This is a genomic window from Ruegeria sp. CF3, from assembly GCF_056537365.1.
In genome coordinates this window covers 66825-91058 of record NZ_JBQFRK010000006.1, presented here as the reverse complement: position 1 = coordinate 91058, position 24234 = coordinate 66825, and the positions used below count along the sequence as shown (strand labels likewise).

Genomic DNA, 24234 nt, shown 5'->3' with positions numbered 1-24234 from the left:
GGCTCAATCCCCCGCCGCGCGACCCTTGAGGGCGATAATGCCCCGCGGCCGAAACTGGATGAAAATGATGATGAAGATGATCATGTAGGTTTGGGCCGCGAGGGTGTTCGACGGGTTCATCCACTCGATCCCCTTCTGCAAGAAGCCGATCATGCCCGCACCTGCAAGCGCGCCCCAGATGTTACCAACACCACCCACAACCACTGTCATGAAACTTTGCACGATATAGTCGCTGCCCAGATCGGACGTGACCTTGGCGAATAGGCCAATCGCGACCCCGGCGATGCCGGCAATGCCGGAGCCAAGCCCAAAGGTCAGCATATTCACTCGCCCGGGATTAATCCCCATTGACGCCGCCATGCGCGAGTTCTGCGTTACTGCACGCATCTCAAGCCCTAGCCTCGTCCGCTTGATGATGTAGAGGAAAAGTCCCAGAAAAATAAGCGCCAGAACGAAGATCGCAATGCGGATGTAGCTGATTGAAACCACGTCATTCAGCATCCACGAACCATCCAACCAACCTGGAGCAGTCAGCGGGCGCGCCTGCGTGCCAAAGATATTCTTGGCCAGTTGCTGTAGGGCAATTGAGATGCCGAAAGTCGCCAGCAACGTCTCCAACGGGCGAGCGTAAAGCCAGCGGATCACCAACCGCTCCATAGCGACGCCCATCGCGAAGGTGACGGCAAAAGCCATTGGAATAGCAACCATGATCGAAAGCGTATGATCAGGGATAATCTGCTGCACCACGTAGCCAGTATAGGCACCCATCATGATGAACTCGCCATGGGCCATGTTGATCACGCCCATCACGCCGAAGGTGATGGCCAGACCGATGGCGGCGAGGAAATAGATCGACGCCAGTGAGATCGCGTCCAGCGTCAGGTCGAGTGTTTGGTTCAGGCCGACCTTCAGTTCGATCTGTTGCAGGGCTTTCTCTGCTGCTTCAGTGACCTCGGCAGATGGCTCACTGTAGGTTTCGAAGAATACATGCGTGTTAACTGCAGCGTTGACATCCGCCTTCGTGACCAAGGCTGGCACAGTCCCCGCCTCTGCCAGAGAGGTATACGCACGCGCGCGCATTGCATCTGAATTCAGCTGTGCGACGGGAGTACCACCTACACGACCACCTTCTATATTGGCCGCCAGTGCCGATCTGATATCTTCCGCCGAAACACGCGGTGCGGCCAGGTTTCCTGCAACGAGCAAGTCATATGCTTCATCAGGCGTTAAGGCGTCTGACCCCGCTTCAAGAATAACGGCGACGTTCAGGTCCTGGGGCAATTCGGTAGCGGCTTGGCGGGCAGTGACGACCAACGGGTTCAGAGCCGCACGAACGTCTACGCCCAGATCGCCGGACATTTCTTCGATTGCGGCCACGCGGGCTGCGGCATCTTCGTCAAAACCGATCGTCAGCAACCGTTCCAGCCGCTGCTTTTGCGCCTTCAATTCTGCTTCGGGTTCATCCCCTATCGAAGCGCGAAGTGGCTCCAAGAGTGCACTTTCGGGATCACGTTGGATGGATTGCAATGCGGCCAGACGTTTTGCGCGATCCGGATCGGTCAGTTGGAACCGGACCAGAGCGGTCCCGATCATCGCGCGGATACCGCTGTTGGGCTTCAGCTGCCTAAGCTCGGATTTCTCAAATGTACCGACGACTTCTCCGGTATCGAAGTCGGTCAATTCATACGACCGCCCCTCTCCTTTCTGGCCAGCGAAGAACAGACCGTCCGACTTGCGCATCCACATGTTCTTGGCTGCCCATGTCTCAAGCATCACTTGCGCTTGGGGCAAGCCGCTTGACGCAATCGCATCAATCGCCGGTTTGATCGTCTTGCGCGAGCTTTTGGCGATGATCTCCTGATGCTCTTGCAGGATCGGTTGTAGACCGACCTCTTGAGCGTTGGCAGTCAGGCAGGCGCACAGGATTGCGAGGCCCGCAAGGAAAAGTCGTACCATGTGGTGAAACCCGAATGTCTTTTGTGGCAAGGCGGGCAAACAAACCCGCCTTGCGTGGTCTGTTAGTAGTTCGACAGGGTCTGAACGCAGGTCTTGGTCTCGGTGTTGTACATACCGCAACCCAGCTCTTTCCAATCCGAGACGAGCACAGCCGACTCCGGCAGGAAGTCGGTCCAGGCGTCACCCGGCACGACATCAGTCTCACTGATGATATCGAACTGGCCGTCTTCCTGAATCTCGCCGATCAGAACCGGTTTCGCGAGGTGATGGTTCGGCAGCATCACAGCGGTGCCTCCGGTCAGGTTCGGGAATTCCTGCCCATACATCGCGGCGCGCACGGCATCGACCTCGGTCGAACCGGCCTCGGTCGCGGCGTTTACCCACATGTTGAAGCCGATGTAATGCGCCTCCATCGGGTCATTGGTCACACGTTCATCACCCATGGTGGCTTTCCAGGTGTCCACAAATTCCGCGTTGGCCTCAGTATCCGCCGACTGGAAGTAGTTCCAAGCGGCGAGGTGACCGACGAGGTTGGTGGTGTCCAAACCGGACAGTTCTTCCTCACCGACCGAGAAGGCCACGACCGGAATGTCATCTGCCGAAACACCAGCCGCTGCCAATTCCTTGTAAAAACCAATATTGGCGTCACCATTGATGGTCGAGATCACACCGACTTTTTTACCATCCGCGCCCAGCGCGACCACGTCCGCCACGATCTTGGACCAGTCGGAATGGCCGAAAGGCGTGTAATTGACGAAGATATCTGCTTCCGCGATACCTTTTTGCTTCAAATAGCTTTCCAAGATATTGTTGGTGGTCCTGGGGTAGACATAGTCTGTGCCGAGCAGAGCGAATTTCTCGACCCCCAGTTCCTCCAGGAAATAGTCCGTGGCGGGGATGGCCTGTTGGTTCGGAGCGGCACCGGTATAAAAGACGTTTTTAGAGCTTTCTTCGCCCTCATACTGGACCGGATAGAACAGAAGACCGTTTAGTTCCTCGATCACTGGCAGAACCGACTTGCGGCTCACCGAAGTCCAATTGCCAAAGATTACATCCACCTCATGGACGGTTAGCAGCTCACGCGCTTTTTCGGCAAACAGAGGCCAGTCAGAGGCCGGGTCGACCACGACAGCTTCAAGCTGTTTACCCAACAGACCGCCCTTGGCGTTTTGTTGGTCAATCAGCATCAGCATGGTGTCTTTCAACGTCGTTTCCGAGATCGCCATCGTACCGGAAAGCGAATGCAGCACTCCAACCTTGATCGTGTCTTCGGTCGACAAGGCGGCGGTGGCCATGACAGCAAATACTGCCGATCCGGCGAGTGTGGATTTGAGCGATTTCATGTGATCCTCCTGGCGGGGCCGGGAGAGAGGGCTTGCACAAAGGCACACTCTTCTTCTACCTGATCCCCGCAACTGTTGTTGCGTTCCGTGTGGCGGTTGTGTTCGAGGTCCAATTCGCGCAGCCGTCACACACCCCCGGGTCATCTCCGCGGTGGCACCCATACGGTTTCTGCATCGCAGCAAGCTTGGCAACTTACCTTTAACCCAATTCGAAAAATCGGCGCGATGCGCCTATTTTTTCATCCAAGACCGAGGTCGCTGTCTAAAATTTAGCCGCGCGATGTCGAATTAAGCAGATTTCGACTCTGTAGATTAGTGTTCCGCCCCTTCAACAGAGAAACAAGTGGCACCAATCAAAGTTCCAAAGGTGCCCTATTACCCACGTTGCAGCCATATTGCCTATGCACAGTGCTATTCCACCGCGCGCTGCAGGCGCCGTCAGTTTGAGTACCAAGCAATTGGGTGACAGAACGGTGCTGAACAAGTTTCGCCAGTCCGGGTCTTATAAATGTCTGTTCCCCAGAACCAACACACCTGATCTTGACGCGGTTCTTCTTAACACGGCAGGCGGCGTAACCGGAGGCGACTCATTTCGACTTTCCGGTAAGGCAGCAAAAGGAACGGCGCTGACTTTGACAACACAAGCGTGCGAGCGCGCCTACAAGGCCAAGCCGCAAGAATGTGGCCAGATTACCAATCATCTGACTGTTGAGACTGAAGCCCGGCTGAACTGGTTGCCGCAAGAGACTATTCTGTTCAATGGCAGCGCTCTGGAGCGACGCCTGAAAATCGAGATGGCGCCAGATGCCGAGATGCTGATGGTAGAGCCGCTGGTCTTCGGCCGCATTGCGATGGGAGAGACGCTGACCGATATCCGCCTAAACGATCGAATCGAGATACAACGCCAAGGAAAGACGGTGTTCCTTGACGCGATCCGGTTCTCTGGTGATTGGCACAAGCATCTGTCCAAGCTGCATATTGCAAACGGCGCAGGAGCGATGGCGCTGATCGTCTTTGCTTCGGAGTCGGCCGAAGGTCATCTGGATTCCATTCGCAAAATGCTGCCCGAGGACGCAGGGGCAACACTAGTCCAAGACGGCCTTCTGGCTATCCGTATTCTGGCCGACAACAGCCTGGCTCTTCGCCGCACATTGATGCCGATTTTGCGCCGGTTGAACAAAGACACATTACCCCGATGCTGGATGCTCTGACATGAACCTGACACCTCGTGAAAAAGACAAACTTCTGGTCGCCATGGCCGCCGAGGTCGCCCGAAAGCGACTGTCACGCGGCGTCAAACTGAACCACCCAGAGGCGATCGCTCTGATCACCGACGCCGTGCTCGAAGGTGCGCGCGATGGACGTTCAGTTGCTGACATGATGCAGGCCGGGGCCGAGGTGATCACTCGAGAGCAATGCATGGAAGGTGTGCCCGAAATGATCCACGAGGTTCAGGTCGAAGCCACCTTTCCAGATGGCACCAAGCTGGTGACCGTCCACAATCCCATTCGCTGAAAAGGAAACCAAAATGACCCGCATGCTTTTCCCCGCCCTGATCTTCGCTGGCCCCGCAGCAGCCCACAACGGAACGCATATCCACGCGCACGGCGCCGATTATGCGGCGATGGGCGTTGGGCTGGCGGTTGTTGCGCTGGCTGCTGTCGCGCTAATCACAAAGCTGAACAAATGATCCCCGGGGAGCTATTCCCAGCTGATGGTGAAATCACCCTGAACCCCGACACTGATGCGATCACTTTGATGGTTGCCAATACCGGCGACCGCCCGGTTCAGGTCGGCTCACACTACCATTTCGCCGAAACCAACCCGGCGCTCGACTTTGACCGAACTGCCGCGCGTGGCCTGCGCCTGGACATTGCGCCAGGCACCGCTGTGCGGTTCGAACCGGGGCAGGCCCGCGAAGTTTCGCTGATCCCGATCAGTGGTGCGCGCAGGGTCTACGGCTTCAATCAAAAGGTCATGGGGGCACTCTGATGCCAGCAAAGATCAAGCGCTCAGACTACGCCGCGATGTTCGGCCCGACCGCAGGGGACAAGCTGCGGTTGGCCGACACCGATCTTGTGATCGAGGTCGAACGTGATCTGACCAGCTATGGCGAAGAGGTCAAGTTTGGTGGCGGAAAGGTAATCCGCGACGGGATGGGGCAATCTCAGACCACGCGTGCCGAAGGCGCTGTGGATACGGTCATCACTAATGCTCTGATCGTTGATCACTCGGGCATCTACAAGGCCGACGTTGGCCTGAAAGACGGGCGGATCGCCAAGATCGGCAAGGCGGGAAACCCCGACACACAACCCGGTGTCGACATCATCATAGGACCCGGAACCGAGGCCATTGCTGGCGAGGGTCGTATCCTGACGGCAGGTGGGTTCGACAGTCATATCCACTTTATCTGCCCGCAACAGATTGAAGACGCACTACATTCCGGCCTGACCACCATGCTGGGCGGTGGCACAGGTCCTGCGCATGGGACATTGGCCACCACTTGCACCCCCGGTCCATGGCATATCGGGCGGATGTTGCAAGCGGCGGATGCTTTCCCGATGAATCTGGCCTTTGCGGGTAAGGGCAACGCTTCGCTGCCTGCCGCGCTCGAAGAACAGGTCAAAGCCGGAGCCTGTGCCCTGAAACTGCACGAGGACTGGGGAACCACCCCGGCCGCCATTGATTGCTGCCTGTCGGTGGCCGACGCGATGGACGTGCAGGTGATGATTCACACTGACACGCTCAATGAATCAGGCTTTGTCGAAAACACCGTGGCGGCCATGAAGGGTCGCACTATCCACGCCTTCCACACCGAAGGCGCAGGCGGAGGCCATGCCCCGGATATCATCAAGATCTGCGGCGAGAACCACGTTCTGCCGTCCTCCACCAATCCCACGCGGCCCTTCACCGTGAACACGGTTGAGGAACATTTGGATATGCTGATGGTCTGTCACCACCTCGACAAATCCATCCCCGAGGACGTGGCCTTTGCCGAAAGCCGCATCCGGCGTGAGACGATCGCAGCCGAAGATATACTGCACGACATGGGCGCATTCAGCATCATCGCGTCTGACAGTCAGGCTATGGGTCGGGTCGGAGAGGTTTTGATCCGCACGTGGCAAACCGCTGACAAGATGAAGAAACAGCGCGGGCGCCTAGCCGAAGAAACCGGTGAGAACGACAACTTTCGCGTCCGTCGCTATATCGCCAAATATACGATCAACCCTGCTATTGCCCATGGGCTCAGCCACGAGATCGGGAGCATCGAGGAAGGCAAACGCGCTGACCTCGTCCTTTGGAACCCGGCCTTTTTCGGCGTGAAGCCCGAGATGGTTCTGCTAGGCGGCACCATAGCCTGCGCGCAAATGGGCGATCCCAACGCGTCGATCCCTACACCGCAGCCGGTTTATAGTCGGCCGATGTTTGGCGCTTACGGACGGTCGGTGGAAAACTCGGCGATCACATTTGTCTCGCAGGCGGCCCACGCGGATGGGATCGGTGATACACTGGGATTGGCAAAGCAAACCGTCGCCGTCCAAAACACACGAGAAATTGGCAAGCAGGATCTTCTGCTGAACAACGCGACACCGCATGTCGAGGTCGACCCGGAAACCTACGAGGTGCGTGCGGATGGCGAATTGCTGACTTGCCAACCCGCCGAAACGCTGCCGATGGCGCAACGATATTTTTTATTCTGATCAAAAAATGTGCTGCGTTGCGGCGCGTGCAAGGCAGCAATGACCAAATACGCACTTCTAAGTGAGGCCAATATGACAGATATAAAAACCCATGGGAGGACCAACGTTTACGAGGGTCCAAATGGCACACTCAGCAACACATACAAACACGCGCTTTTCGCTGGCCGGTTTAATCGTATCCATCGGGTCGTCAATTTACTCGGCCCTGATCAGCGTAGCCGAAGCACAATCTCGCGTCCGGCAAGTCGAATTCCTGCAATCGCTCAGCGACGAAGAGCTGAAAAACCGCGGTCTGACGCGCGAACGGATCGTGCACCGAGTGTTCTCGGACTCAATCTGGCTCTGACTATTCCCGCTGCAGAGGAGGTGATGGTATGACCGCCCTGCTCTGCACTGCGCGCCAGTATTCGGATCACACGCATGGCGATCCGGCAGACTGTCTCTCGTTGACCTACGACGACCGTTTTTTGCGGCGTAAGGTTCTTACCTGCGAAAGCGGCGAACAGATTCTCATCGATCTCGCGCAAACGACCTCACTGAACCACGGTGGCGCGTTGGTTTTGGACGACGGTCGCGAAGTGGAAATACAGGCAGCACCGGAAGTGTTGCTGGAGGTAAAAGCACCGGACCTGACACGTATCGCCTGGCATATCGGCAATCGGCACACGCCTTGTCAGATCGAAAAGACCCGCCTGTTGATCCAAGTCGATCACGTCATCCGTGATATGCTTCTTAAAATCGGAGCAAAGGTGCGAGAGGTGAATGAACCATTCAACCCCGAAGGCGGGGCCTATGGCCACGGCAGGACCCATGGCCACACCCACTGACGCCGACATCCTGACGCTGACACAATGGTTGTCCCCTGCCTATCCTGTAGGGGGGTTTGCCTACTCTCACGGGCTTGAAGCTGCGATTGACGGGGGAACTGTCGCGAATTCTCGGGATACTGAAGCCTGGATTTCAGATGTGCTGGAACATGGCTCTGGGTGGAATGATGCTGTGTTCGTTGTGGCGGCCTTCAACGCGCATGACAAAGAAGAACTGATCAACGTCGATATCGCGGCGCGCGCCTTTTGTGCGACATCCGAAAGGCTCATGGAAACCGAGTTGCTGGGACAGGCCTTCGGAAACGTCACTAAAGGTGTCTGGGAATTGGACCTTGGGCAATTCACCTACCCCGTCTCGATTGGACGGGCTGCAAGACTTCAAAACCTTCCCTTGCAGCTGACGACCAAGATGTTTCTGCAAGCATTCGCAAGCAACCTTGTCGCCTGTGCGACGCGTCTTGTACCACTGGGACAGACCGATGCGCAGCGGTTGATCCGCCAGCTGACACAGTTGTGTGCCCAGATTGCTGAAAGGGCAAAAAAGGCGAGCCTGGATGAGTTAAGCTCTACCGCGTTCTTGGGGGACATTGCGGCCATGAAGCACGAAACACAATATTCGAGGATTTTCCGCACATGACCAGTATGAACGGCCCGCTTCGCGTAGGTATTGGAGGCCCAGTAGGAGCCGGAAAAACCACTTTGACCGCCGCCTTGTCTGAAGCGCTGCGCGATGTCTGTTCGGTGGGAGTTATTACTAACGACATATATACGCAGGAAGATGCCGAAGCGCTGATGCGCATGCAGGTCCTGCCGCGGGACAGGATCATCGGCGTCGAAACTGGCGGTTGCCCGCATACAGCAATTCGCGAAGACGCCTCGATCAATTTGGCCGCCGTCGCCGAGATGCAGACACGTCATCCGGATCTCGATATTGTTTTGATTGAAAGCGGAGGCGACAATCTATCAGCCACATTCAGCCCGGAACTGGCGGATCTGACCATCTACGTGATCGATGTCGCTGCAGGCGAAGAAATACCCAGGAAAGGCGGGCCGGCGATTACGAAATCAGACATCCTCGTAATCAACAAGACCGACCTTGCACCGCATGTTGGCGCTTCGCTGCAAGTTATGGAACGTGATGCGAAAATGATGCGTAAAGGAAGGCCCTTCTTGTTTTCGTCACTTCGTCACAGAAGCGGGGTCGACGCAATTGTGGATCTGCTTGTGAAAGGCGGAGGTTTAAGAGTTTCGGAAGCGAATTAATCCCCGAGACGAAGAGGCTAAGATAGCTCGCCAATTAGCCCATTCCCAAGCCCTTAACACCAGTGCTTTATTAAGAATCCTTGGAGAGCGTGACCAAAAACGCAACTAAGTCTGCAATCTCCTGCTCAGACAAATTCAATTCCGAAAGAATGGCTTCACCATCGGCGTGCAGCCTTTCAGTATCAATTTTGCTGTAATGCCGTATCACAGATTTCAGATCACCTAAGCTGCCGTCATGCATGTAAGGAGCGGTTTCAACCACTCCCCGCAGGCTGGGCGTCCGAAAGGTCCCAAAATCAGAATGGCTCCTGCGTACATTTCGAACGGCCCAGGCACCTTTCTTTTCTGGATCGTCGTTCCAGTCGCCGTCCAATGTGTAGGGGCTTGAGAGTAAAATGTTCAATCCTCCGAACCGACCTTGGTCAACCTCGGTTTCATTCAGAAAATATGGCACACCAGCGTCATGGAACTCGTTGTTGGAAAACCTCGGACCGTTGTGGCAAAATACGCATTTCCCGCGCCCTAAAAAGAGCTGAAGACCTCGCTGAGCTGCTTCGGGGTATTCCTTAGCCGCTGCAATATCTCGGCGCTCCAAAGCATCGCGAAAATCGTCAAATATCGTCCGGTCGGTGGCTAAGGTCTCTAAGTAAGCAGAAAGAGCTTTTGCAGTATTCACCAGAAAAAGTTCAGGGCTTTGATCCTGGAGGTGACCAAATATGGCTTCAAAATCATCAATGTAGGTACTTTCAGAGATAGCTATCTTTAGGCTTTCGGCACTATGCGCCATCTCTTGTTCTTCGATGATCGGATGCAGGCTGGCTGCCCAAAGATTATCGCTTTTGCCGCCCCAACCATACCAGCGCAGCCCGGCAAGGTTTCGCAGTGATGGTGTGTTTCGATTTAACAAATCACGACCGAGTGCCCGCGCCTCCGGCATCGTAAATGCCTGTTCAGGATCATGACAACTTGCACAGGAAAATGCACCATCGACCGACAACACCGGATCGTTGAATAAAGCCTGTCCGAGCTTGATTGCCGTGGCGTCTTTGGAAAATCTATTGCTTGGATCCGGCTGGAAGGATAGTGGCCACGGCCCAAAGGACAACGTTTGTTCAATTTCGTCTTCGGTCAACAAGACATCTGCACGTACCGCCCCGGTCAGAAAAATTAGCGCAGCTGTCATCCACAGCTTCATTTCAGCGCAATTTCTGACGTGTAGAACACCGATTGGCCACTGACGTCGACATTGATTTGCAGTTCCCACAAACCCGGCATGTGAAACAACATATCATCAATTCGGAACACTCCGCCGTCCAATGCGGTAACCTTGGGAGTATAGTTCATACCATGTTGATGAGCGGGCATGATTGCATCCACACGCATTTGGCCCACAGCAGTTTCACTACAAACTGAAACCAACACCGAAAACGGTTGGGCCAACGGAATTTCGTCGACCGCCAGATAAACCTTGGGTGCGTTTTGAACTTCCGAATTCATGCGTTGCCCCGTCGCTTCACAAGCAACCGCCGCGCTGGACCATATAAGAAACCAAGCAGCGCAGTGGGTCATTCTGATGCCAGCAAACGTTCTGCGTTAGCATAGGCAATGTTGTCTGCGATCTGGTCCGGCAGCAAATCCAACCATTCACGCGAAAAATCGGCATGAGGGCCTACGTAGTACCAACGTTCAGGTGCGAACGTATCCGTACCGACCATGAACCTATCGGGATGGGCTTGGAACGCAGCCCTCCAATCCGGGTCGACACGGCCTCGCGAAACCATGTCCGAACGAAATGCCAGATCGGCCCATAGCCCGGGATAGATGTCTAGCGCATCGACCACACTGGCTGGATCGTCAAACCCAGAATGGGCCCACAATACCCGAGCTTCCGGCCATGTTTCGAAGATCAAGTCAACGGCCTCGCGATCACCATGGTGGTGCAGGATTAGGTTCCGCTCTTTCGCCAGTGCAATCATACGCTGGATGACCGGCGTCTTGATGTCATCTCCGTAAGCGTGAAACTCGCCGATGGCCTCGTAGTTGTTTTTTGCCAGGTTTGTTTCCAGATACTCGATTACAGTTTCATCGTGCATCCAGGTGTTGATCTCACCGCGACGACGATAAGGGCGAAGCGCCGGAACAACGATGTCCGGTGCCACTGCCAACAATAGCTGAGTGCCATTGTCATCCGAGCTGGAAATCAGCGCTTTACGCACGCCTGCATCTCGAAGGATTTCGGCCACCTGTTCAGGCGGAACCAGTTTGACAGCATCGTGGCTGTAGTGAATATGTGCGTCAAAGATCGGTCGCTGTTCTGCGACGGCGGTATTGCAAAATAACGCTGCACTTAAAATGGAGATATGTTTCAGCACCTCAAGCCTCCTCAATATCATTCAGACCCTGGCAAGCGTCACGTCGAAATTCACGTGCAAGAAAGGTTCGGCAATCTTACCAGAAAGCTCCATGCCATCGGGAAATTCTGATGCAGGTCGTTCAACATATGTCATTACCAGATCGTCCCGAACGCCAAAGACAGTATCCTGATCTAAATAGGGATCATTGTCCGGAAAAATCTCCGTCACGAGTGAGCGATACCCGGGGGCTTTGACGATAAAGTGCAAGTGTGAGGGCCTCCATGGATGGCGACCACAAGCGCGCAGAATATCACCGACTGGCCCGTCAGACGGCACGGTGTATTCAACTGGTTTAACTGTGGTGAACGCATATCTGCCATCATCGCCAACTGACATCAGCCCGTGGAAAGAATAGGTGTCCTGTTCTTCATCTTGACTGGCGTAGAGGCCGTTGGGTGCCGTTTGCCAGATATCCAGTTCTGCCCCGGCAATCGGATGACCTTCGGTATCGCGGATCACGCCCTCTGCAAGTAGAACCGGCCCGCCGTAGTGACGCTTCATATCGCCACCGATTGGCAGCGGGGGGGCGCCCGAGACGTGAAATGGACCTAAAACGGACGAACTGGTCGCATCGGCACTGGAATGCAGCATATCAACCAATGACGACAGGCCCAACACGTCCGAGGCCAGCACGAATTCATGCCTATCCTCGGTTTCCACCGCAGCGCAGCCTTCCAGAAACGCAATCCCGGCCCGCCACTCGTCATGCGTCAGGTTGGTTTCCCGCGCAAAGTCGTGGAGGTGTTTGACCAGGGAGCCCATGATTTCACGCATCCGTGGATCAGTATCTTTGGACAGGTACCCCATGAAGACGTCGGTGATATTGTCTTTGGTGACAGAGCGCATCTTGTCCTCCTTAAATCAGGGCAAGGCTGAGGATCGGGAACTCGATCAGAATGAACAGAACGATCAGCATCACGAACGCAAAGGGAAGCGCGCCCATGAACACGTCCTTAAGTGATATGCGGTCATCGTTAATCGTGGATTTGATAACGAAGCAGGATATACCCAAAGGTGGTGTCAAAAGACCGATTTCAGCCCCGACCACGGTGATAATGCCAAACCAGATCAGCGACATATCAAGCGCTTCGGCCATGGGCAGGAACAGCGGTACCACAATCAGAATGATCGATGCGGTGTCGAGCAATGTTCCCAGAAACAGCATCAACAGAACATAGAGCAGCATGATCGACCAGAAAGATGCGGAATTCCCCGCAAGCATATCCTGCAGTTGATTGGGCAGCCCGGCCAGCCCCAGCATGCGGCTGTAGATTGAAGCGGCCGTGATCAGGAACAGGATCGCGGCTGTGATGTGACCGGTTTCCAGCAACGCGTCCCAGAATGCGCGTGGAGACATCGACTTACGGGCAACCGCGATGATTAGCGCAACGAGAGCTCCGGCGGCCCCAGCTTCTACGGCAGTCAACCAACCTGTGTAGATACCACCAAGGACGATGGTAATGATGAACAGTGTCGGCAGTGTTTTGGAGGCTATCTCGCGCCCTGACATCCACTCGGTGTCTTCGACAACGCGGCCACCGACGAATGCTGGGGTGAAACGACCCATAACCCAAATCGCGCCTACATAAGCGATCGCCAGCATGATCCCCGGCATAACGCCCGCAAGGAACATGTCCCCCACAGATTGCTCGGCGACAAAGGAATAGATGATCAGCATCGCCGAGGGCGGGATGATCATCCCCAAAACCGAAGACCCGGCGACCACGCCAACAGCAAAGCGTGGGTTATAAGCCTGCGCCATCATCTGCGGGACCGAGACCTTGGTGAACACGGATGCGGAGGCTATTGACGACCCAGTCACTGCGGCAAAGACGGCGTTGGCTCCAACGGTTGCCATACCGATACCGCCTTTGACTTTGCGAAATCGCATGGTCATGACTTCGTAGATGTCCCTGCCCAACCCGGCTTTTGAGACAATGAGCCCCATGAAAGTAAACAATGGGATGGTTGCAAAGCTGTATTCCATCGCGCTGTCGCCGACCGCCACTTTCAGCAGGTTGAGCGCAAGCGTGAAATTGTCCCGCATCAGCCAGATCGACACGAACGAGACCACGCCCAATGCGATGGGAATGTAAACGCCTGCGTAAATCAGAAAGACGATGGCTATGACCGAGATCAGGCCAATCTCAATCGGCGTCATTCTGCGGCCTCGTCATGTTCAGGTGCACGAATTAGATGCGGGCGGTCCTGCGCCGTGACAACCTTGAGAAGGAAGATCACGCAGGCAAGCGCAGTACCGCACGCGATGACCAGTTTGACCGGCCACCATGGCAGAGTGAAAAGACCCGGAACTCCGAAGTAGTCCTGTGTCTCCCACATATGCAGGAACTCGGGAAAGGTTACATAAGCAATCAGACCCATGAAGATTGCGGAGATGGCATTGATAATGCGCCTCAGGTTGGCCGTTAGCCCAGGACGGCGGTGGTGTAGCAGGTTCAGAAACCCGTCCGAGCGCGTCAGCCGATCCACTCTGACTACGTCGGCCAGCTGCAAAAAAACGATCATCACGACCGAAAATTGCACCATTTCATAGGTGCCACGCAGAGGTGCCGAAAACAGACCGCGCGCAATGACGTCGACATTCAGAATGACCACCAACGCAAGGACGACAAGCGTACCCAATGCGTTGGCGGCGATAGCAAGCGAATTGGCGACCCGCGACAAGCCAGCAACTGCGGTCTTCAGCATGAAAGGCCCCTTTCGTGGATCGCCAGACTGTTACTCGGCTGTCCAGTCACGCACTCCGGTAAAACCGGCGTCCTGCAGCTTGCCGAGATAAGCGGCCAGTATCGCGTCGCCTTGTTCACCGTTCTCATTCAGTGTGGCTGCCCATTCCTGTGCTACATTTGGCATTGCGTTGGCCCAGGCCGCTCGGTCTTCGTCCGAAACTTCGACAATCGTCCCGCCGGCTTCGGTGTATGCGTCCCTTGAGGCCGCAGCCCGGTCCATAGCGATGCCAGCCACATGATCACGGTAGTCAATTGCGACGGCCTGCAGAACGCCTTTGACTTCATCCGGCAACTTTGCCCAATAGTCAGAATTCACTGTGATCGTCTTGGAGTTCACGGCACCCAAGTCAGCTTTGAGCATGTAGGGAGCCACTTCGGCGATCTTGAAGGTCTTGGCTGCTTCAGGCCACAGCATCGCACAATCAACAAGGCCGGTTTGCAGCATATTGTAGAAATCGGTCAGGCCACCACGAACCCCCGCGGCATCTTTGATACCTTCGAGATATCGGAGGTTCAGTCCCGCCCCTGCCACTTTTCGGCCTTCCAGATCAGAAACAGCCGAGACCGGCTCTGTACAAAAAACCTGATAAGTATCGAGCACTACACCGGTCGCCAGATAGACTTGGTTCTGCGCAGCGAACTCATTTTGCATCGCTGGGTATTCGCGCGCGATCTCATCCACGGCTTTGGCTACCGCGCGAGAGTCCGATGACACGAAGGGGGTCGACCCCGATATCCCCTGACTGGGCAACTTGGACGAATGGAAGATAGTTGTGACAATGCCGATGTCGCCAAGGCCAAGCTGGATCCCTTCCAGCACGCCCTTCGGCTTTACGATCGAACCGCCATAGTTCTCTTGCCAGTTCATCTTGTAGTTGCCGGAGTCGGCCAGCCGCTTGTCCACTTCTGGAATGAAGAAGTTGGAGAGTTCTTTCACCCACAAGGCCCGATCGGGATAGCCATCAATCACGACGGCGGAAATGGTCTCTTCTGCTGCAAGAGGCAACGCCATGGTGCCTGCCAGAGCAAATCCCATTAGGCTGCGTTTAGTCCAGTTTTTCATTTCTCTCCTCCCAGAAAGTCGGGTCCTGTCGATTTTTATTGGTTGGTTTTGACCCAGTTGACGGTCAGGTCCGTGCCTGCCGCTTGAAACAGTTTTGCGATGGCGCAATACTTGGCTGTCTCCTCGCCCACGCGTGTCAGCTCCTCCTGACTGGCGGGCGTATCGCAATTCACAGTGAGTTCGATTTCGGGAAACGGAACATCGATCTCCTCTTCCATCAGGACACCGCGCCGATCCAGCCTGCATTTCGCGTCGATTTTCACGGTGCCAAGATCAATTCCCAAACGGTGCGCATTCTTGTGCCCGATGACATTCGTGCAGGCGATCAAAGCAGCCATTGCGGTTTCGGTCGGAGACGGGCCAAGATTTGTTCCGCCTCGTTCCACGGGCTCGTCGATAATCACGTCCAGATCGCGAATTGGGATCTCGGTTCGCGCGTGTGTCGGGCATTGAGCTGTCGTACGGTAGGTTACGACAGGTTTGACTTTCATCGCCACAGGGTCACCTCCTCATGCATAAGAGCAAACCTTTTCGAATGAGAAGCGAGGCAGCTTGTGAAACAATCCTGTTTCGTCTGCGTAGCCCAGGTTGCAAAGAAAGTTCGACTTGAGCGTCGTACCTGCGAAGAATTCCTCGTCGACGACCTTGTTTGAAAAGCCAGACATGGCGCCGACGTCCAACCCGACCGCACGCGCGGCGATCATGAAGTAAGCGCCCTGAAGCGTTCCATTGCGAAACGCTGTATCGGCTACATATTCGGGATTATTTTCGAAAAGTGACCGTCGATCTTCGTGCGGGAAAAGAAAAGGTAATTCCTTCCAGAAGTCCATGTCATAAGCAATGATCGCAGTGACCGGCGCATCCATCATCTTTGGCACGTTCTTCGGCTTTAACGACTTGGCTAGGCGCTCTTTTCCTTCCGCACTTTTAACGAAAACGAAGCGGGCGGGCAGCGTGTTCATGCTGGTCGCGCCGTTGATCGTGATGTCATAGATCTCTTCAAGCAATTCGTTAGAAACAGCTTTGTCGGTCCAGGCGTAATGAGATCTGGATTCGCGGAGGATCAGAGCAATTGCGTCGTCTGAAAGACGTGGGATGCGCTCGCGCAGATCGCGATGATCTTGCTGCGCCTTTGCGCGAAGTGCCTCCAGCTCTGCCCCGGTTGGTGCGCTCATGCTGCGGCCACCTTAGTCTCGGCGTCCTTTTCGTCGATGACGGGGCTGGCGCATATGCCGATGCCCTCAATCTCGACCTCGACGGTTTCACCCGGCTTCAACCAACGTGGATTGGGCTTTTTGGCGTGACCAACACCCGGCGGCGTACCCAACGCAATCAGATCACCGGGTTCGAGAGTGGTATATTCCGAGATCGTGGCGATGACCTGAGGGACCCCCCAGATCATGTTGGCGGTGTTCGAGCTTTGCAGGGTTTCGTCCCCCACTCGGCTTTCGATTTTCAGGCCGGATGCTCCCTCCGGCAAGTCTTCCGGCGTTACGGTGAAAGGGCCGATCGCGCCTGTGTCATCGAAGTTTTTGCCGGGCGTCCATTGAACGGTTTTACGCTGGTAATCCCTCAGCGACCCGTCGTTAAACACGGTGTAGCCGAAGACATAATCCAATGCGTCCTCTTCCGAGATATGACGGCCGCGTTTTCCAACGATCAGCATAAGCTCGGCTTCGTAGTCGAGTTTCTCGGAACAGGTCGGCCGCACCATAGGTTGCCCTGCCGCCATGATCGAATTCTTCCCACGCATAAACAGCGTCGGATACTCCGGGATATCATACCCGCCTTCCTTGATGTGGTCCGTGTAGTTCAACCCCATGCAAATGATCGTTCCGGGAGCGGCAACGGGCAATGCCGGAGTGATGGAAGACACGGGCACACTGCCTGCCGCGTCAATTTTGGGGGCAAGTGAGTCGGCCAGTTCAGGCTCGGCTATCAAACCCATCAAATCCGAACCGATTGCAGGGTGCAAAGCCGTTAGATTCACTGCATTTTCGCCGTTTACAGCAAAAACCGCTGTGCCATCCAAAGTCTCTCCCACCAGGTATTTCATTTTCACCATCCATGTCAGTTCACTTGATTTTTGCCGACTATTTTGCAATATGTCAAATAATATCGATATTTTTGGAGGACGCAAATGGTTGCCTGGGCGAACTACAAATCAGAAGCAAAAAGCCGTGGTGCACTTGCTTTGGAACTCTACGTAGTACTCAGCACGCCTGCCAAAAAACCCGAAGATGTAAAGGCGTCGCTACCTGACCACCTGGCCTATCAGGCACAGCTTGAACGCGCGGGACAGCTGGCTTTTGCAGGGCCAATGTCGGATGAGACTGGTGAGCACATGCAAGGAATGGGCCTGATTATCTATCGTGCTGACAGTCTTGAGGCTGCCCGAAAACTGGCCGAGGACGATCCGATGCACCAAAGCGGTGCGCGCGAATTTGAACTTCGGCGCTGGATGATCAACGAAGGCTCGCTGAGCCTTTCAGTTGGCCTATCGACTGGAACAAGTGCCTTCAGTTAAGTGCACTCAAGAGTATTTGCCGCGAAATAGGAACAGTCGGATATGGACGCCATGCTTGATACTCAGGGCAAAGAGACATCAGCCACGCATGGCGCGTATCGAAGGCTGCGCGAAATGATCCTGACCGGAGAATTACCTCCGGGGCAAAAACTCAAGATCGAGCAGCTTCGGGGGCTTTTGGACACCGGCGCTAGTCCGGTTCGCGAAGCGCTTAGCCTTTTGACATCGGACATGTTGGTCGAGCGGATTGATCAGCGCGGATTTCGGGCAGCACCGGTCAGCAAGTGTAACTTCGAAGAAATACTTCTGTTGCGATGCAACCTCGAGGAAACAGCGCTGCGCGCTTCCATCGTCAATGCAGACGGAGCTTGGGAGGACAGGTTAGTCTTGCGTCACCATCATATGAAAAAGGCCAGTCAAAAAGGTGCGCCTGACTTCGAAGACGCCCACAAAGCGTTTCATATGGCCTTGTTGGAAAATGCAAAACTGCCGTTGCTGCTACGGTATTGCTCGCAGCTATACGACCTGAACATTCGCTATCGCTATCTGGCGGCTGGCGGTTCGAGCTACAAGAAGCGGGACATTGCCGCTGAGCACCAGCAAATCTTGGACGCCGCATTAAACCACGACGCAGACAGCGCGACTCGGCACCTAATCGATCACTACCGCCGAACAGGTGAGTACCTTAGTAGCCAGATGGAGCCCTGAAATGCAGCGGAATTGGTTTCTAGGTGACCTATTAAACCAACTGCTAGACCGTCCTGACAAAACGTGAGGCAAGGATGATAAACGATCCATTGTCTAGTTATTTGAGGCGCTTCTGTCCGCAGACGGTGAAGTATCGGGTTTCACGATGGTGTCTACGATTCTTGATCGCTTCCAAACTCTGGATGATGCGGAGAAACTAAACTTATTTGCCTGTTTGAAGAGCTATCTAGAGCTAGACGCCGATCAGCTTTTCCAAACGGCGCGCCGCTACGACACTGATCGAAGTGTGAGTCTTTATAAAGGCTTAGTGAAGTTTCAGGGCCAAGGCGGCAAGAGTTGTTGCGACGGTTGAACCTGCCGTCTGGTGCGACGCAGGAACTTGTGGCCATGCGCGTCGACATGCTGCGCTTTCTCCAATCCAACCCGGAACTCAAGCGAACAGATATTTATTTCGTCCATTTGTTGTGCAGCCGGTTCAATTTAGGCTTCTTTGTCCTAAAGTAAATCAGCCGAGATAGCCCCGCCCGTTTTCCTTACAAGATCATCACCTATGAGGCGATGCACGAGTTCAACGATCTGGACGATTTGGGGCGAATGCGCTATCAGCCAGATTGTAGTTATTTTGCGGCCTTTCATCCTGCGTTCCCAGATGCGCAACTGATATTCGTTGAGGTCGCTCTTACTGCTGTTATCCCAGATACGATTGACACGCTTCTATCAACGCTGCTGCGACACTAAGCACGGCCAAGAAAGGCAGCAATGTAATGTTAGCCGGTTTACCGTTCTGTTTTTACTGCTTGTTGCCGCTTTCAATTACGCCCTTGCGACCGGAATTTGTTTTTCTGCTAATAGCTGTCCCGGTTAGGTTCCCGGGCCGTAGCTTCCGTCTTCGCGGTGCACTTCACGCCCGCTGAGCGGTGGATTGAAGACACAGACAAGCCTCAGATCGGCCTTTGTGGCTTGCACCACATGCCTGTCATGTTGATCCAACGCGTAAAGGGTGAATGGCACAAGGGCATGCCAGGTTTCATCGTCGGCTGCTCTGATTCTGCCCTTACCCTCGATACAATAGCACGCCTCCAGATGATGGGTGTATTCAAGCTCCAACTCTGCACCCTGGTTAATGAGTGTGTCAGTGAGCGTGAACTCCATACCATCTGAGGCCAGAAGCAGCCGTCTGCTGTTCCAGCCCGGGCCAAAGACGTCCCGCTCTGTTCCAAGAATATCTTTGAGTGCTCTGACAATCATTTCACTGTTCTCTATCGGACCGCGCGGTTCATGCCTCCGTCAGACAGTATGCTCTGGCCGTTGATATAGCGAGCTCCTTCGCTGGCGAGAAACACGCAAGCTTGTCCAATTTCTTCGAACGTTGCGGGCCGCTGAGCGGGGATTTCCCGGCGAGCCTGTTCGGACAGGTTCACGTTCTCGCAGAACCCCGGCAGCAGGTTGTTCATGCGAATATTGTGCCGTGCATATCGGTCCCCGTAAAGCTTTGAGAAACTATGCAATGCTCCACGCAGCATGCTCATGGGATAGGGCGCACGTGGCTCGATTGTGTTCATGGATGAGATATTAACGAATGCACCACCGCCTTGTTCGATCAGAATGGGCGTGACGATACGGGCGATCTTGACGACATTTAGCACATACATGTCCAGACTTTCGTGCCATAACTCGTCGCTGAGTTCCAAAAGCGGTCCGTCAAAGTCAGGATCGAAGCCAACGGTTTTGATGGCCTCAGGCACGGATCCGCCATGCCCCATGTTACTGACAATGGCATCAATCCGGCCGTACTCGCGCATAGTGTCGTCAACCAACGCCTGCAGATCATCCGCATCAAGAACCGAGCCTCGACGGCCAATGCCGCCAAGCTCTTCCGCCAACGCTAACGAACGATTGGACGGGGACATTAAAGAGAGTTTGTAGCCGGCTTTAGCCATTTCAACGGCGCACCCTCGGCCGATGCCTTGCCCCGTACCTGTCATGAGCGCAACTTTGAAAGCTGACATGTGACCTTCGTCCAAATAAACCCGTGAGATTTCTTAGAGTCACCCCGTTATAACTCTTTGTAACCAATAGATCCTATCGATATTATTTGATAAGCCTGTTAGTTTTTCTCACATGTCGAAAAGCCTTAGACATCTTCGCGCCCTTCAGGCCTTTGACGAGACCGCGACACATTCCAGCCTGACCAAGGCAGCGGGCGTGTTGAACGTAACGCATGGGGCGATCAGCCGGCAGATCAAATTGCTGGAGCAGCATCTTGGCGTAACGCTCTTCCACCGCCACCCCAATGGCGTAAATCTTACAGACGCCGGGGAACGCCTGCATCAATCAACGCGTGGAGCGTTTTCTGCGTTGCAGATGGGCGTGACAGAGGTGAGACGCCTTCATCAACGCCAGTCGATCACAGTGTCTTTGTCGACGTCTCTGGCCCTGAAGTGGCTTGTGCCATTGCTGAGTTTGTTTCAGCAAGAGCACCCGGAAATTGCGCTATTGCTGGATACAAATGATACCTTTGCAGATTTCGACAGGTCCGATGTCGACGTTGCGTTAAGGTTTGGAGAACCCGGTTGGGATGGGCTTTATCATAAGCAAATCAGACAAGAGGAATTGATCGTCGTCGCTGCACCAACGCTCGTCGAAAAATCACAGCTTCCGATGCGCGCCGAGGATGTGGCAAACTTCCCATTGTTGCATGACAACTTCAACGCAGGTTGGGACAGTTGGATCACACAAGTTGGGCTGGACGCGGATCACATTAAGGCGCGGAACATCAATTTTGTGGACAGCGCCGTCCTTCTAGAAGCGGCGATCGACGGCCAAGGCGTCGCCTTGGCGAGACACCTCTTGGCGGAGAGAGACCTTAAGCTTGGCCGGCTAATTCGCTTGGACGAAAGCCGCGTTCCATTGAACCGGGGCCTCTACTTAGTTTGTCGCCCAGGAGATCAAGATCGGGTCACAGTAAGAGCCTTCAAGAATTGGCTGATGTCTATTTAGAGCTTGGGCTATTTTGATGGCAGCAAAAACGGCCCCTGGTTCGTGTGTCACACATACCCATTTTGCAACTCATCTAATGTGCCCAACAGATTTGTAGTCGATGTACCGTCCAATAAACCGCAAACATCTCTGAACGGATGTATTGCGAAGCGATCTCTAGTTGAATGATCAGCTCGCTTACGGACCAAACGAAACACTACTTCAATAGCCAGATAGCAGTAATTGATCCTTCACGCGAAGAATGTCAGTTTCTACCCCCCACACCTTTGACTGCCGCAATCCAACCGAATGGCGGCAAAGAGAGATGCAAGTAAGTGAACGATAACATCTATCAATTCAGAATGTCGGCGATTGCCCCTATCAGGTTCAGCACTTCATGTGTTTCACGGTTTACTTCGTAAACATAATCTCCGGCACGCACGTAATATCCGTTGCGCCGTAGTCCCCAACGGCTGGGATCATCAATGCGGACATACCCATCATAGATGTAATCGCCACGTCGATATTTCTTTGCCTGTCCAGGCGGTACGCACGGGATTGCCTTTTTTGCCAAGCCCGGCGGACAATGTCCGGATTTGGATTTCACATGGATCGGCGAGGTAGCGCCGGTTCCGCTAACGTGCCCCGTGCTAAGGCTCCACAAGCTGACACTGGCGTTCGCAAATGACGCGCCTTGCACGGTCAGTGCCACCGCCAGAATCCCAACAATCTTTTTCATTCCCAGCGCCTTTTTCAGCTTCTTAGCTTAGATATGATCTTGAATGGGCCTTGGCGAGTTCATAAGCGAAGAGTTGCTTTCCGATGCAGCAGTTTGTTCACGAGCTGAAATCATCGGCTGCGATTGTCATCGCAAATTCAACTAAAGCATCAAAACGGGATGTTCTTCCTCCATCTAGTCGCCCGCCTATTCGTTTGTCTTTATTTCGCGAACAACATTAACTGAACGTGAACAATGTATTCTCAGAGTGTTCAAACAGTCTCAGGCATAGTGACGGTGTTAGATCATACGGGACGTTGTTCCGTTTGATCGCTGACAAGGGGAAACGCATGATCAAGTCTGCCTTTGTGACTGAAGAGTCCAGCACAACAGCTGTGATGCAAACCTCCGGCAAGATTGCCGAAGAGCGTTTGTTAACCACGACCAAATCGAGCAGTGGTCGCTTCCCTCCTATCGAAAGTGCATTAACACAGATCGTCAAAAACAAGCGGCTTTCCGAGGCACATAACAACGTCTGAAGGCAGTTCAGCAGACCCCCACACAATTCCCGATATCTGTCCAAAATATTGGAATTGAAAACTGAACCCCGCTCCAACATGGAGCGGGGTTTCTTTTTCTGCGTGGTCAATGTGAGGGATGCGAGGCTTGTAGCCATCGATGTAATGGCTCGGCCTCATATTGTGCGGGCCAGCCATTTCCCGCCTTTGCGAAGCGTATGGCTGGCCCGGCATTCAGTACATCCGTGAGTGGTCAGTACTGCGTGTATCGTGAGGCGAATAAGCTGTTGCCTGTTCTTACAGGCCCAGGAGCGACTTTACCTCCTGCTCAACGGCATCTGTGACGGGTTTGTTGGCTGCAGCTTCCAAGGCTTCCCGCTCGGTCAATTCCTGTTCTTCAACCAGATCAGCCAGTTCCCGCACTTCCTCAGTCGCTTCTTCGTATTCGACAGCGGCCTGTCTTTCATCGTTCAGGTCCTGTGCTTCTTCGACCGAACTCTCTAAATCTGCGCGGGCCTGATCAAGTTGTTCCTCAATCTCAGGATCAGCTCCACCTGCATCCTCCAGCGCCTGTTCAAGTTCTTCGACCCTCTCTTGGTTCTCCTGCACATCATCCAACGCAGTTCGCAGGTCTTCCTCGATTTCGGGTATAGTCCGCTCCGGCGGCTCCAGTCCGGCAAGATCTTCCAATTGCTCCGCAAGCTCCTCACGCAACGGTTCGCCAGCCAAAACGGTATCGCGATAGTAGGCAATTCGACCGACGCGAGAGTTGGGCGCTGCGTTCGCCAGTGCGGTTGCGCTGGCGTTGGCTGCGTTCAGGGCACCCAACTCGGACGGATGGGCACCAAGAAGCGCAGCCATCCTGTTGCCTTTGGTCCGGACGGCCGGACGTATGGATTCTTCAACGATCACGGTTTTTGAAGGCTTCTTGTACGTCCGGGGCTTTTGCTTGCCGCTACCGGTCGTTGACCCTTTCCTGGAGGTGGTAACCGTTCTCGATTTACTTTTTCCGCTGAAGATGTCCTTCAATGAAATACGACCGCCATTGCCGAATACAGACCGCGAAGCTTTGGACTTCGAGTTGCCGTTGTTGGATTTTCCTGCAGTCCGGCCAGCTTGACCTTTGTCAACACCCTTCTTTCCGCCTTTGTTCCCGGCAGAGCTATGGTCGCCGCGGTCTCCTTTTCCAGAGTTGCCCTTACCGCCACCGTTGCCGTTGTCGCCGCCTTTGCCGTTTCCTCCACCGTTGCCTTTTCCTCCGCCATTGCCTTTGCCTTCCTTTGCAAAGGCAACATCCGGCACGGCGACGGTGGCTACGATGGCGGTTGAACCCAGCAACGCAATTGCCAGGGTCGATGCTTTAAGCAGTCCCAAACTGGTGGTTTTCATATTGACCTCCTCGGTGGAATTCAGCGGGTAGCAGTTTTCTGAAACAACTCGCTGTGTTCTATCGTCACGATTCGCGCC

Annotated in this window: 31 protein-coding genes; 15 read left to right on the top strand and 16 right to left on the bottom strand. The window is 54.4% G+C overall.

The annotated features are described in order from the left end of the window. Window positions 1-3: 3 nt before the first annotated feature. Both urtB and urtA read right to left on the bottom strand, forming a co-directional pair. The gene (gene urtB, locus ACR0KC_RS18085; protein WP_480772091.1) at window positions 4-1956 is read right to left on the bottom strand and encodes an urea ABC transporter permease subunit UrtB; all 1953 of its coding nucleotides are present in this window, start codon (window positions 1954-1956) and stop codon (window positions 4-6) included. A 62-nt stretch (window positions 1957-2018) separates the two neighbouring features. Continuing rightward, the gene (urtA, locus tag ACR0KC_RS18080) at window positions 2019-3299 is read right to left on the bottom strand and encodes an urea ABC transporter substrate-binding protein (protein WP_170392782.1); all 1281 of its coding nucleotides are present in this window, start codon (window positions 3297-3299) and stop codon (window positions 2019-2021) included. Window positions 3300-3742: 443 nt separating this feature from the next. Here urtA and ACR0KC_RS18075 point away from each other — a divergent pair, with 443 nt between their 5' ends. The 9 genes from ACR0KC_RS18075 (at window position 3743) to ureG (ending at window position 9090) form a co-directional block, all read left to right on the top strand. Then, window positions 3743-4510 carry an urease accessory protein UreD gene (locus ACR0KC_RS18075; RefSeq protein ID WP_480772090.1) on the top strand — a complete coding sequence of 256 codons (768 nt, stop codon included), beginning with the start codon at window positions 3743-3745 and terminating at the stop codon, window positions 4508-4510. 1 nt (window position 4511) lies between these two features. Further along, window positions 4512-4814 carry an urease subunit gamma gene (locus ACR0KC_RS18070; RefSeq protein WP_480772089.1) on the top strand — a complete coding sequence of 101 codons (303 nt, stop codon included), beginning with the start codon at window positions 4512-4514 and terminating at the stop codon, window positions 4812-4814. Window positions 4815-4827: 13 nt separating this feature from the next. Continuing rightward, window positions 4828-4989 (top strand): peptidase M23, encoded by a 162-nt coding sequence (locus tag ACR0KC_RS18065; RefSeq protein ID WP_480772088.1) that lies wholly within the window; start codon window positions 4828-4830, stop codon window positions 4987-4989. Continuing rightward, a complete protein-coding gene (locus tag ACR0KC_RS18060) occupies window positions 4986-5291 on the top strand; it encodes an urease subunit beta (protein ID WP_170402578.1) in 306 nt (101 codons plus the stop codon). The genes ACR0KC_RS18065 and ACR0KC_RS18060 overlap by 4 nt, the downstream gene beginning before the upstream one ends. Next, window positions 5291-7000, top strand: coding sequence for an urease subunit alpha (gene ureC, locus ACR0KC_RS18055; RefSeq protein WP_480772087.1), 1710 nt, complete (start codon window positions 5291-5293; stop codon window positions 6998-7000). The genes ACR0KC_RS18060 and ureC overlap by 1 nt, the downstream gene beginning before the upstream one ends. Window positions 7001-7121: 121 nt before the next feature. Then, complete coding sequence (locus tag ACR0KC_RS18050) at window positions 7122-7346, top strand: DUF1127 domain-containing protein (RefSeq protein ID WP_170392788.1); 225 nt, start codon at window positions 7122-7124, stop codon at window positions 7344-7346. 28 nt (window positions 7347-7374) lie between these two features. Beyond that, window positions 7375-7827, top strand: coding sequence for an urease accessory protein UreE (locus tag ACR0KC_RS18045; protein ID WP_170392789.1), 453 nt, complete (start codon window positions 7375-7377; stop codon window positions 7825-7827). Further along, the gene (locus ACR0KC_RS18040) at window positions 7811-8464 is read left to right on the top strand and encodes an urease accessory protein UreF (RefSeq protein ID WP_480772086.1); all 654 of its coding nucleotides are present in this window, start codon (window positions 7811-7813) and stop codon (window positions 8462-8464) included. Before ACR0KC_RS18045 ends, ACR0KC_RS18040 begins: the two co-directional genes overlap by 17 nt. Continuing rightward, window positions 8461-9090 (top strand): urease accessory protein UreG, encoded by a 630-nt coding sequence (ureG, locus tag ACR0KC_RS18035; protein WP_170636300.1) that lies wholly within the window; start codon window positions 8461-8463, stop codon window positions 9088-9090. The genes ACR0KC_RS18040 and ureG overlap by 4 nt, the downstream gene beginning before the upstream one ends. A gap of 70 nt (window positions 9091-9160) precedes the next feature. Here the strand turns inward: ureG and ACR0KC_RS18030 are convergent, their stop codons facing one another. The 10 genes from ACR0KC_RS18030 to ACR0KC_RS17985 form a co-directional block, all read right to left on the bottom strand. Then, entirely contained in the window at window positions 9161-10273 is a 1113-nt protein-coding gene (locus tag ACR0KC_RS18030; protein WP_480772085.1) for a cytochrome-c peroxidase, read from the bottom strand. A gap of 8 nt (window positions 10274-10281) precedes the next feature. Then, window positions 10282-10587, bottom strand: coding sequence for a hypothetical protein (locus ACR0KC_RS18025; RefSeq protein WP_480772084.1), 306 nt, complete (start codon window positions 10585-10587; stop codon window positions 10282-10284). Between the two features lie 68 nt (window positions 10588-10655). Further along, window positions 10656-11462 carry an amidohydrolase family protein gene (locus ACR0KC_RS18020; RefSeq protein WP_170625010.1) on the bottom strand — a complete coding sequence of 269 codons (807 nt, stop codon included), beginning with the start codon at window positions 11460-11462 and terminating at the stop codon, window positions 10656-10658. A 21-nt stretch (window positions 11463-11483) separates the two neighbouring features. Further along, window positions 11484-12350 (bottom strand): dioxygenase family protein, encoded by an 867-nt coding sequence (locus tag ACR0KC_RS18015; RefSeq protein ID WP_170597623.1) that lies wholly within the window; start codon window positions 12348-12350, stop codon window positions 11484-11486. A gap of 10 nt (window positions 12351-12360) precedes the next feature. Then, window positions 12361-13665, bottom strand: a complete 1305-nt coding sequence (locus ACR0KC_RS18010) for a TRAP transporter large permease (RefSeq protein WP_480772083.1) — start codon at window positions 13663-13665, stop codon at window positions 12361-12363. Beyond that, entirely contained in the window at window positions 13662-14213 is a 552-nt protein-coding gene (locus ACR0KC_RS18005; RefSeq protein ID WP_170392797.1) for a TRAP transporter small permease subunit, read from the bottom strand. The genes ACR0KC_RS18010 and ACR0KC_RS18005 overlap by 4 nt, the downstream gene beginning before the upstream one ends. Before the next feature lie 30 nt (window positions 14214-14243). After that, window positions 14244-15317, bottom strand: a complete 1074-nt coding sequence (locus tag ACR0KC_RS18000; RefSeq protein WP_480772082.1) for a C4-dicarboxylate TRAP transporter substrate-binding protein — start codon at window positions 15315-15317, stop codon at window positions 14244-14246. A gap of 35 nt (window positions 15318-15352) precedes the next feature. Continuing rightward, window positions 15353-15808 carry an OsmC family protein gene (locus tag ACR0KC_RS17995; protein ID WP_480772081.1) on the bottom strand — a complete coding sequence of 152 codons (456 nt, stop codon included), beginning with the start codon at window positions 15806-15808 and terminating at the stop codon, window positions 15353-15355. A gap of 18 nt (window positions 15809-15826) precedes the next feature. Then, window positions 15827-16492 carry a malonic semialdehyde reductase gene (locus ACR0KC_RS17990; protein ID WP_480772080.1) on the bottom strand — a complete coding sequence of 222 codons (666 nt, stop codon included), beginning with the start codon at window positions 16490-16492 and terminating at the stop codon, window positions 15827-15829. Further along, complete coding sequence (locus tag ACR0KC_RS17985; RefSeq protein WP_480772079.1) at window positions 16489-17373, bottom strand: fumarylacetoacetate hydrolase family protein; 885 nt, start codon at window positions 17371-17373, stop codon at window positions 16489-16491. Before ACR0KC_RS17985 ends, ACR0KC_RS17990 begins: the two co-directional genes overlap by 4 nt. Before the next feature lie 84 nt (window positions 17374-17457). Here ACR0KC_RS17985 and ACR0KC_RS17980 point away from each other — a divergent pair, with 84 nt between their 5' ends. The 4 genes from ACR0KC_RS17980 (at window position 17458) to ACR0KC_RS17965 (ending at window position 19290) form a co-directional block, all read left to right on the top strand. Continuing rightward, window positions 17458-17844 carry a YciI family protein gene (locus tag ACR0KC_RS17980; protein WP_480772078.1) on the top strand — a complete coding sequence of 129 codons (387 nt, stop codon included), beginning with the start codon at window positions 17458-17460 and terminating at the stop codon, window positions 17842-17844. A gap of 42 nt (window positions 17845-17886) precedes the next feature. Further along, the gene (locus ACR0KC_RS17975) at window positions 17887-18552 is read left to right on the top strand and encodes a GntR family transcriptional regulator (protein WP_480772077.1); all 666 of its coding nucleotides are present in this window, start codon (window positions 17887-17889) and stop codon (window positions 18550-18552) included. Window positions 18553-18888: 336 nt separating this feature from the next. Next, the gene (locus ACR0KC_RS17970) at window positions 18889-19056 is read left to right on the top strand and encodes a malonyl-CoA decarboxylase N-terminal domain-containing protein (protein ID WP_170513185.1); all 168 of its coding nucleotides are present in this window, start codon (window positions 18889-18891) and stop codon (window positions 19054-19056) included. A gap of 54 nt (window positions 19057-19110) precedes the next feature. Further along, window positions 19111-19290 carry a malonyl-CoA decarboxylase domain-containing protein gene (locus ACR0KC_RS17965; protein WP_480772076.1) on the top strand — a complete coding sequence of 60 codons (180 nt, stop codon included), beginning with the start codon at window positions 19111-19113 and terminating at the stop codon, window positions 19288-19290. Window positions 19291-19413: 123 nt separating this feature from the next. On the opposite strand, the gene ACR0KC_RS17960 is transcribed toward ACR0KC_RS17965, so the two are convergent. Together ACR0KC_RS17960 and ACR0KC_RS17955 are read right to left on the bottom strand one after the other, a co-directional pair. Next, on the bottom strand, window positions 19414-19800 hold the full coding sequence (locus tag ACR0KC_RS17960) for an ectoine synthase (protein WP_480772075.1): 387 nt from the start codon (window positions 19798-19800) through the stop codon (window positions 19414-19416). 11 nt (window positions 19801-19811) lie between these two features. Continuing rightward, entirely contained in the window at window positions 19812-20561 is a 750-nt protein-coding gene (locus ACR0KC_RS17955) for an SDR family oxidoreductase (protein ID WP_170609894.1), read from the bottom strand. A gap of 112 nt (window positions 20562-20673) precedes the next feature. On the opposite strand from ACR0KC_RS17955, the gene ACR0KC_RS17950 reads away from it, so the two are divergent. Then, window positions 20674-21552 (top strand): LysR substrate-binding domain-containing protein, encoded by an 879-nt coding sequence (locus ACR0KC_RS17950; RefSeq protein WP_480772074.1) that lies wholly within the window; start codon window positions 20674-20676, stop codon window positions 21550-21552. A 331-nt stretch (window positions 21553-21883) separates the two neighbouring features. On the opposite strand, the gene ACR0KC_RS17945 is transcribed toward ACR0KC_RS17950, so the two are convergent. Beyond that, window positions 21884-22270, bottom strand: coding sequence for an excinuclease ABC subunit A (locus ACR0KC_RS17945; protein WP_255612012.1), 387 nt, complete (start codon window positions 22268-22270; stop codon window positions 21884-21886). A gap of 329 nt (window positions 22271-22599) precedes the next feature. Between ACR0KC_RS17945 and ACR0KC_RS17940 the strand changes: the two genes are divergently transcribed. After that, a complete protein-coding gene (locus ACR0KC_RS17940; protein WP_480772073.1) occupies window positions 22600-22788 on the top strand; it encodes a hypothetical protein in 189 nt (62 codons plus the stop codon). A gap of 276 nt (window positions 22789-23064) precedes the next feature. Here ACR0KC_RS17940 and ACR0KC_RS17935 read toward each other — a convergent pair whose 3' ends face one another. Continuing rightward, window positions 23065-24156, bottom strand: coding sequence for a hypothetical protein (locus ACR0KC_RS17935; protein ID WP_480772072.1), 1092 nt, complete (start codon window positions 24154-24156; stop codon window positions 23065-23067). Between the last annotated feature and the right edge of the window lie 78 nt (window positions 24157-24234).

Excerpts from the sequence above, each read along its gene's own strand:
- urtB (WP_480772091.1), bottom strand. The coding sequence starts at position 1,956 with ATGGTACGACTTTTCCTTGCGGGCCTCGCAATCCTGTGCGCCTGCCTG.
- urtA (WP_170392782.1), bottom strand. The coding sequence starts at position 3,299 with ATGAAATCGCTCAAATCCACACTCGCCGGATCGGCAGTATTTGCTGTC.
- ACR0KC_RS18070 (WP_480772089.1), top strand. The coding sequence starts at position 4,512 with ATGAACCTGACACCTCGTGAAAAAGACAAACTTCTGGTCGCCATGGCC.
- ACR0KC_RS18065 (WP_480772088.1), top strand. The coding sequence starts at position 4,828 with ATGACCCGCATGCTTTTCCCCGCCCTGATCTTCGCTGGCCCCGCAGCA.
- ACR0KC_RS18060 (WP_170402578.1), top strand. The coding sequence starts at position 4,986 with ATGATCCCCGGGGAGCTATTCCCAGCTGATGGTGAAATCACCCTGAAC.
- ureC (WP_480772087.1), top strand. The coding sequence starts at position 5,291 with ATGCCAGCAAAGATCAAGCGCTCAGACTACGCCGCGATGTTCGGCCCG.
- ACR0KC_RS18050 (WP_170392788.1), top strand. The coding sequence starts at position 7,122 with ATGGCACACTCAGCAACACATACAAACACGCGCTTTTCGCTGGCCGGT.
- ACR0KC_RS18045 (WP_170392789.1), top strand. The coding sequence starts at position 7,375 with ATGACCGCCCTGCTCTGCACTGCGCGCCAGTATTCGGATCACACGCAT.
- ACR0KC_RS18040 (WP_480772086.1), top strand. The coding sequence starts at position 7,811 with ATGGCCACACCCACTGACGCCGACATCCTGACGCTGACACAATGGTTG.
- ureG (WP_170636300.1), top strand. The coding sequence starts at position 8,461 with ATGACCAGTATGAACGGCCCGCTTCGCGTAGGTATTGGAGGCCCAGTA.
- ACR0KC_RS18030 (WP_480772085.1), bottom strand. The coding sequence starts at position 10,273 with ATGACAGCTGCGCTAATTTTTCTGACCGGGGCGGTACGTGCAGATGTC.
- ACR0KC_RS18025 (WP_480772084.1), bottom strand. The coding sequence starts at position 10,587 with ATGAATTCGGAAGTTCAAAACGCACCCAAGGTTTATCTGGCGGTCGAC.
- ACR0KC_RS18015 (WP_170597623.1), bottom strand. The coding sequence starts at position 12,350 with ATGCGCTCTGTCACCAAAGACAATATCACCGACGTCTTCATGGGGTAC.
- ACR0KC_RS18010 (WP_480772083.1), bottom strand. The coding sequence starts at position 13,665 with ATGACGCCGATTGAGATTGGCCTGATCTCGGTCATAGCCATCGTCTTT.
- ACR0KC_RS18005 (WP_170392797.1), bottom strand. The coding sequence starts at position 14,213 with ATGCTGAAGACCGCAGTTGCTGGCTTGTCGCGGGTCGCCAATTCGCTT.
- ACR0KC_RS18000 (WP_480772082.1), bottom strand. The coding sequence starts at position 15,317 with ATGAAAAACTGGACTAAACGCAGCCTAATGGGATTTGCTCTGGCAGGC.
- ACR0KC_RS17995 (WP_480772081.1), bottom strand. The coding sequence starts at position 15,808 with ATGAAAGTCAAACCTGTCGTAACCTACCGTACGACAGCTCAATGCCCG.
- ACR0KC_RS17990 (WP_480772080.1), bottom strand. The coding sequence starts at position 16,492 with ATGAGCGCACCAACCGGGGCAGAGCTGGAGGCACTTCGCGCAAAGGCG.
- ACR0KC_RS17985 (WP_480772079.1), bottom strand. The coding sequence starts at position 17,373 with ATGAAATACCTGGTGGGAGAGACTTTGGATGGCACAGCGGTTTTTGCT.
- ACR0KC_RS17980 (WP_480772078.1), top strand. The coding sequence starts at position 17,458 with ATGGTTGCCTGGGCGAACTACAAATCAGAAGCAAAAAGCCGTGGTGCA.
- ACR0KC_RS17975 (WP_480772077.1), top strand. The coding sequence starts at position 17,887 with ATGGACGCCATGCTTGATACTCAGGGCAAAGAGACATCAGCCACGCAT.
- ACR0KC_RS17965 (WP_480772076.1), top strand. The coding sequence starts at position 19,111 with ATGCACGAGTTCAACGATCTGGACGATTTGGGGCGAATGCGCTATCAG.
- ACR0KC_RS17960 (WP_480772075.1), bottom strand. The coding sequence starts at position 19,800 with ATGATTGTCAGAGCACTCAAAGATATTCTTGGAACAGAGCGGGACGTC.
- ACR0KC_RS17955 (WP_170609894.1), bottom strand. The coding sequence starts at position 20,561 with ATGTCAGCTTTCAAAGTTGCGCTCATGACAGGTACGGGGCAAGGCATC.
- ACR0KC_RS17950 (WP_480772074.1), top strand. The coding sequence starts at position 20,674 with ATGTCGAAAAGCCTTAGACATCTTCGCGCCCTTCAGGCCTTTGACGAG.
- ACR0KC_RS17945 (WP_255612012.1), bottom strand. The coding sequence starts at position 22,270 with ATGAAAAAGATTGTTGGGATTCTGGCGGTGGCACTGACCGTGCAAGGC.
- ACR0KC_RS17940 (WP_480772073.1), top strand. The coding sequence starts at position 22,600 with ATGATCAAGTCTGCCTTTGTGACTGAAGAGTCCAGCACAACAGCTGTG.
- ACR0KC_RS17935 (WP_480772072.1), bottom strand. The coding sequence starts at position 24,156 with ATGAAAACCACCAGTTTGGGACTGCTTAAAGCATCGACCCTGGCAATT.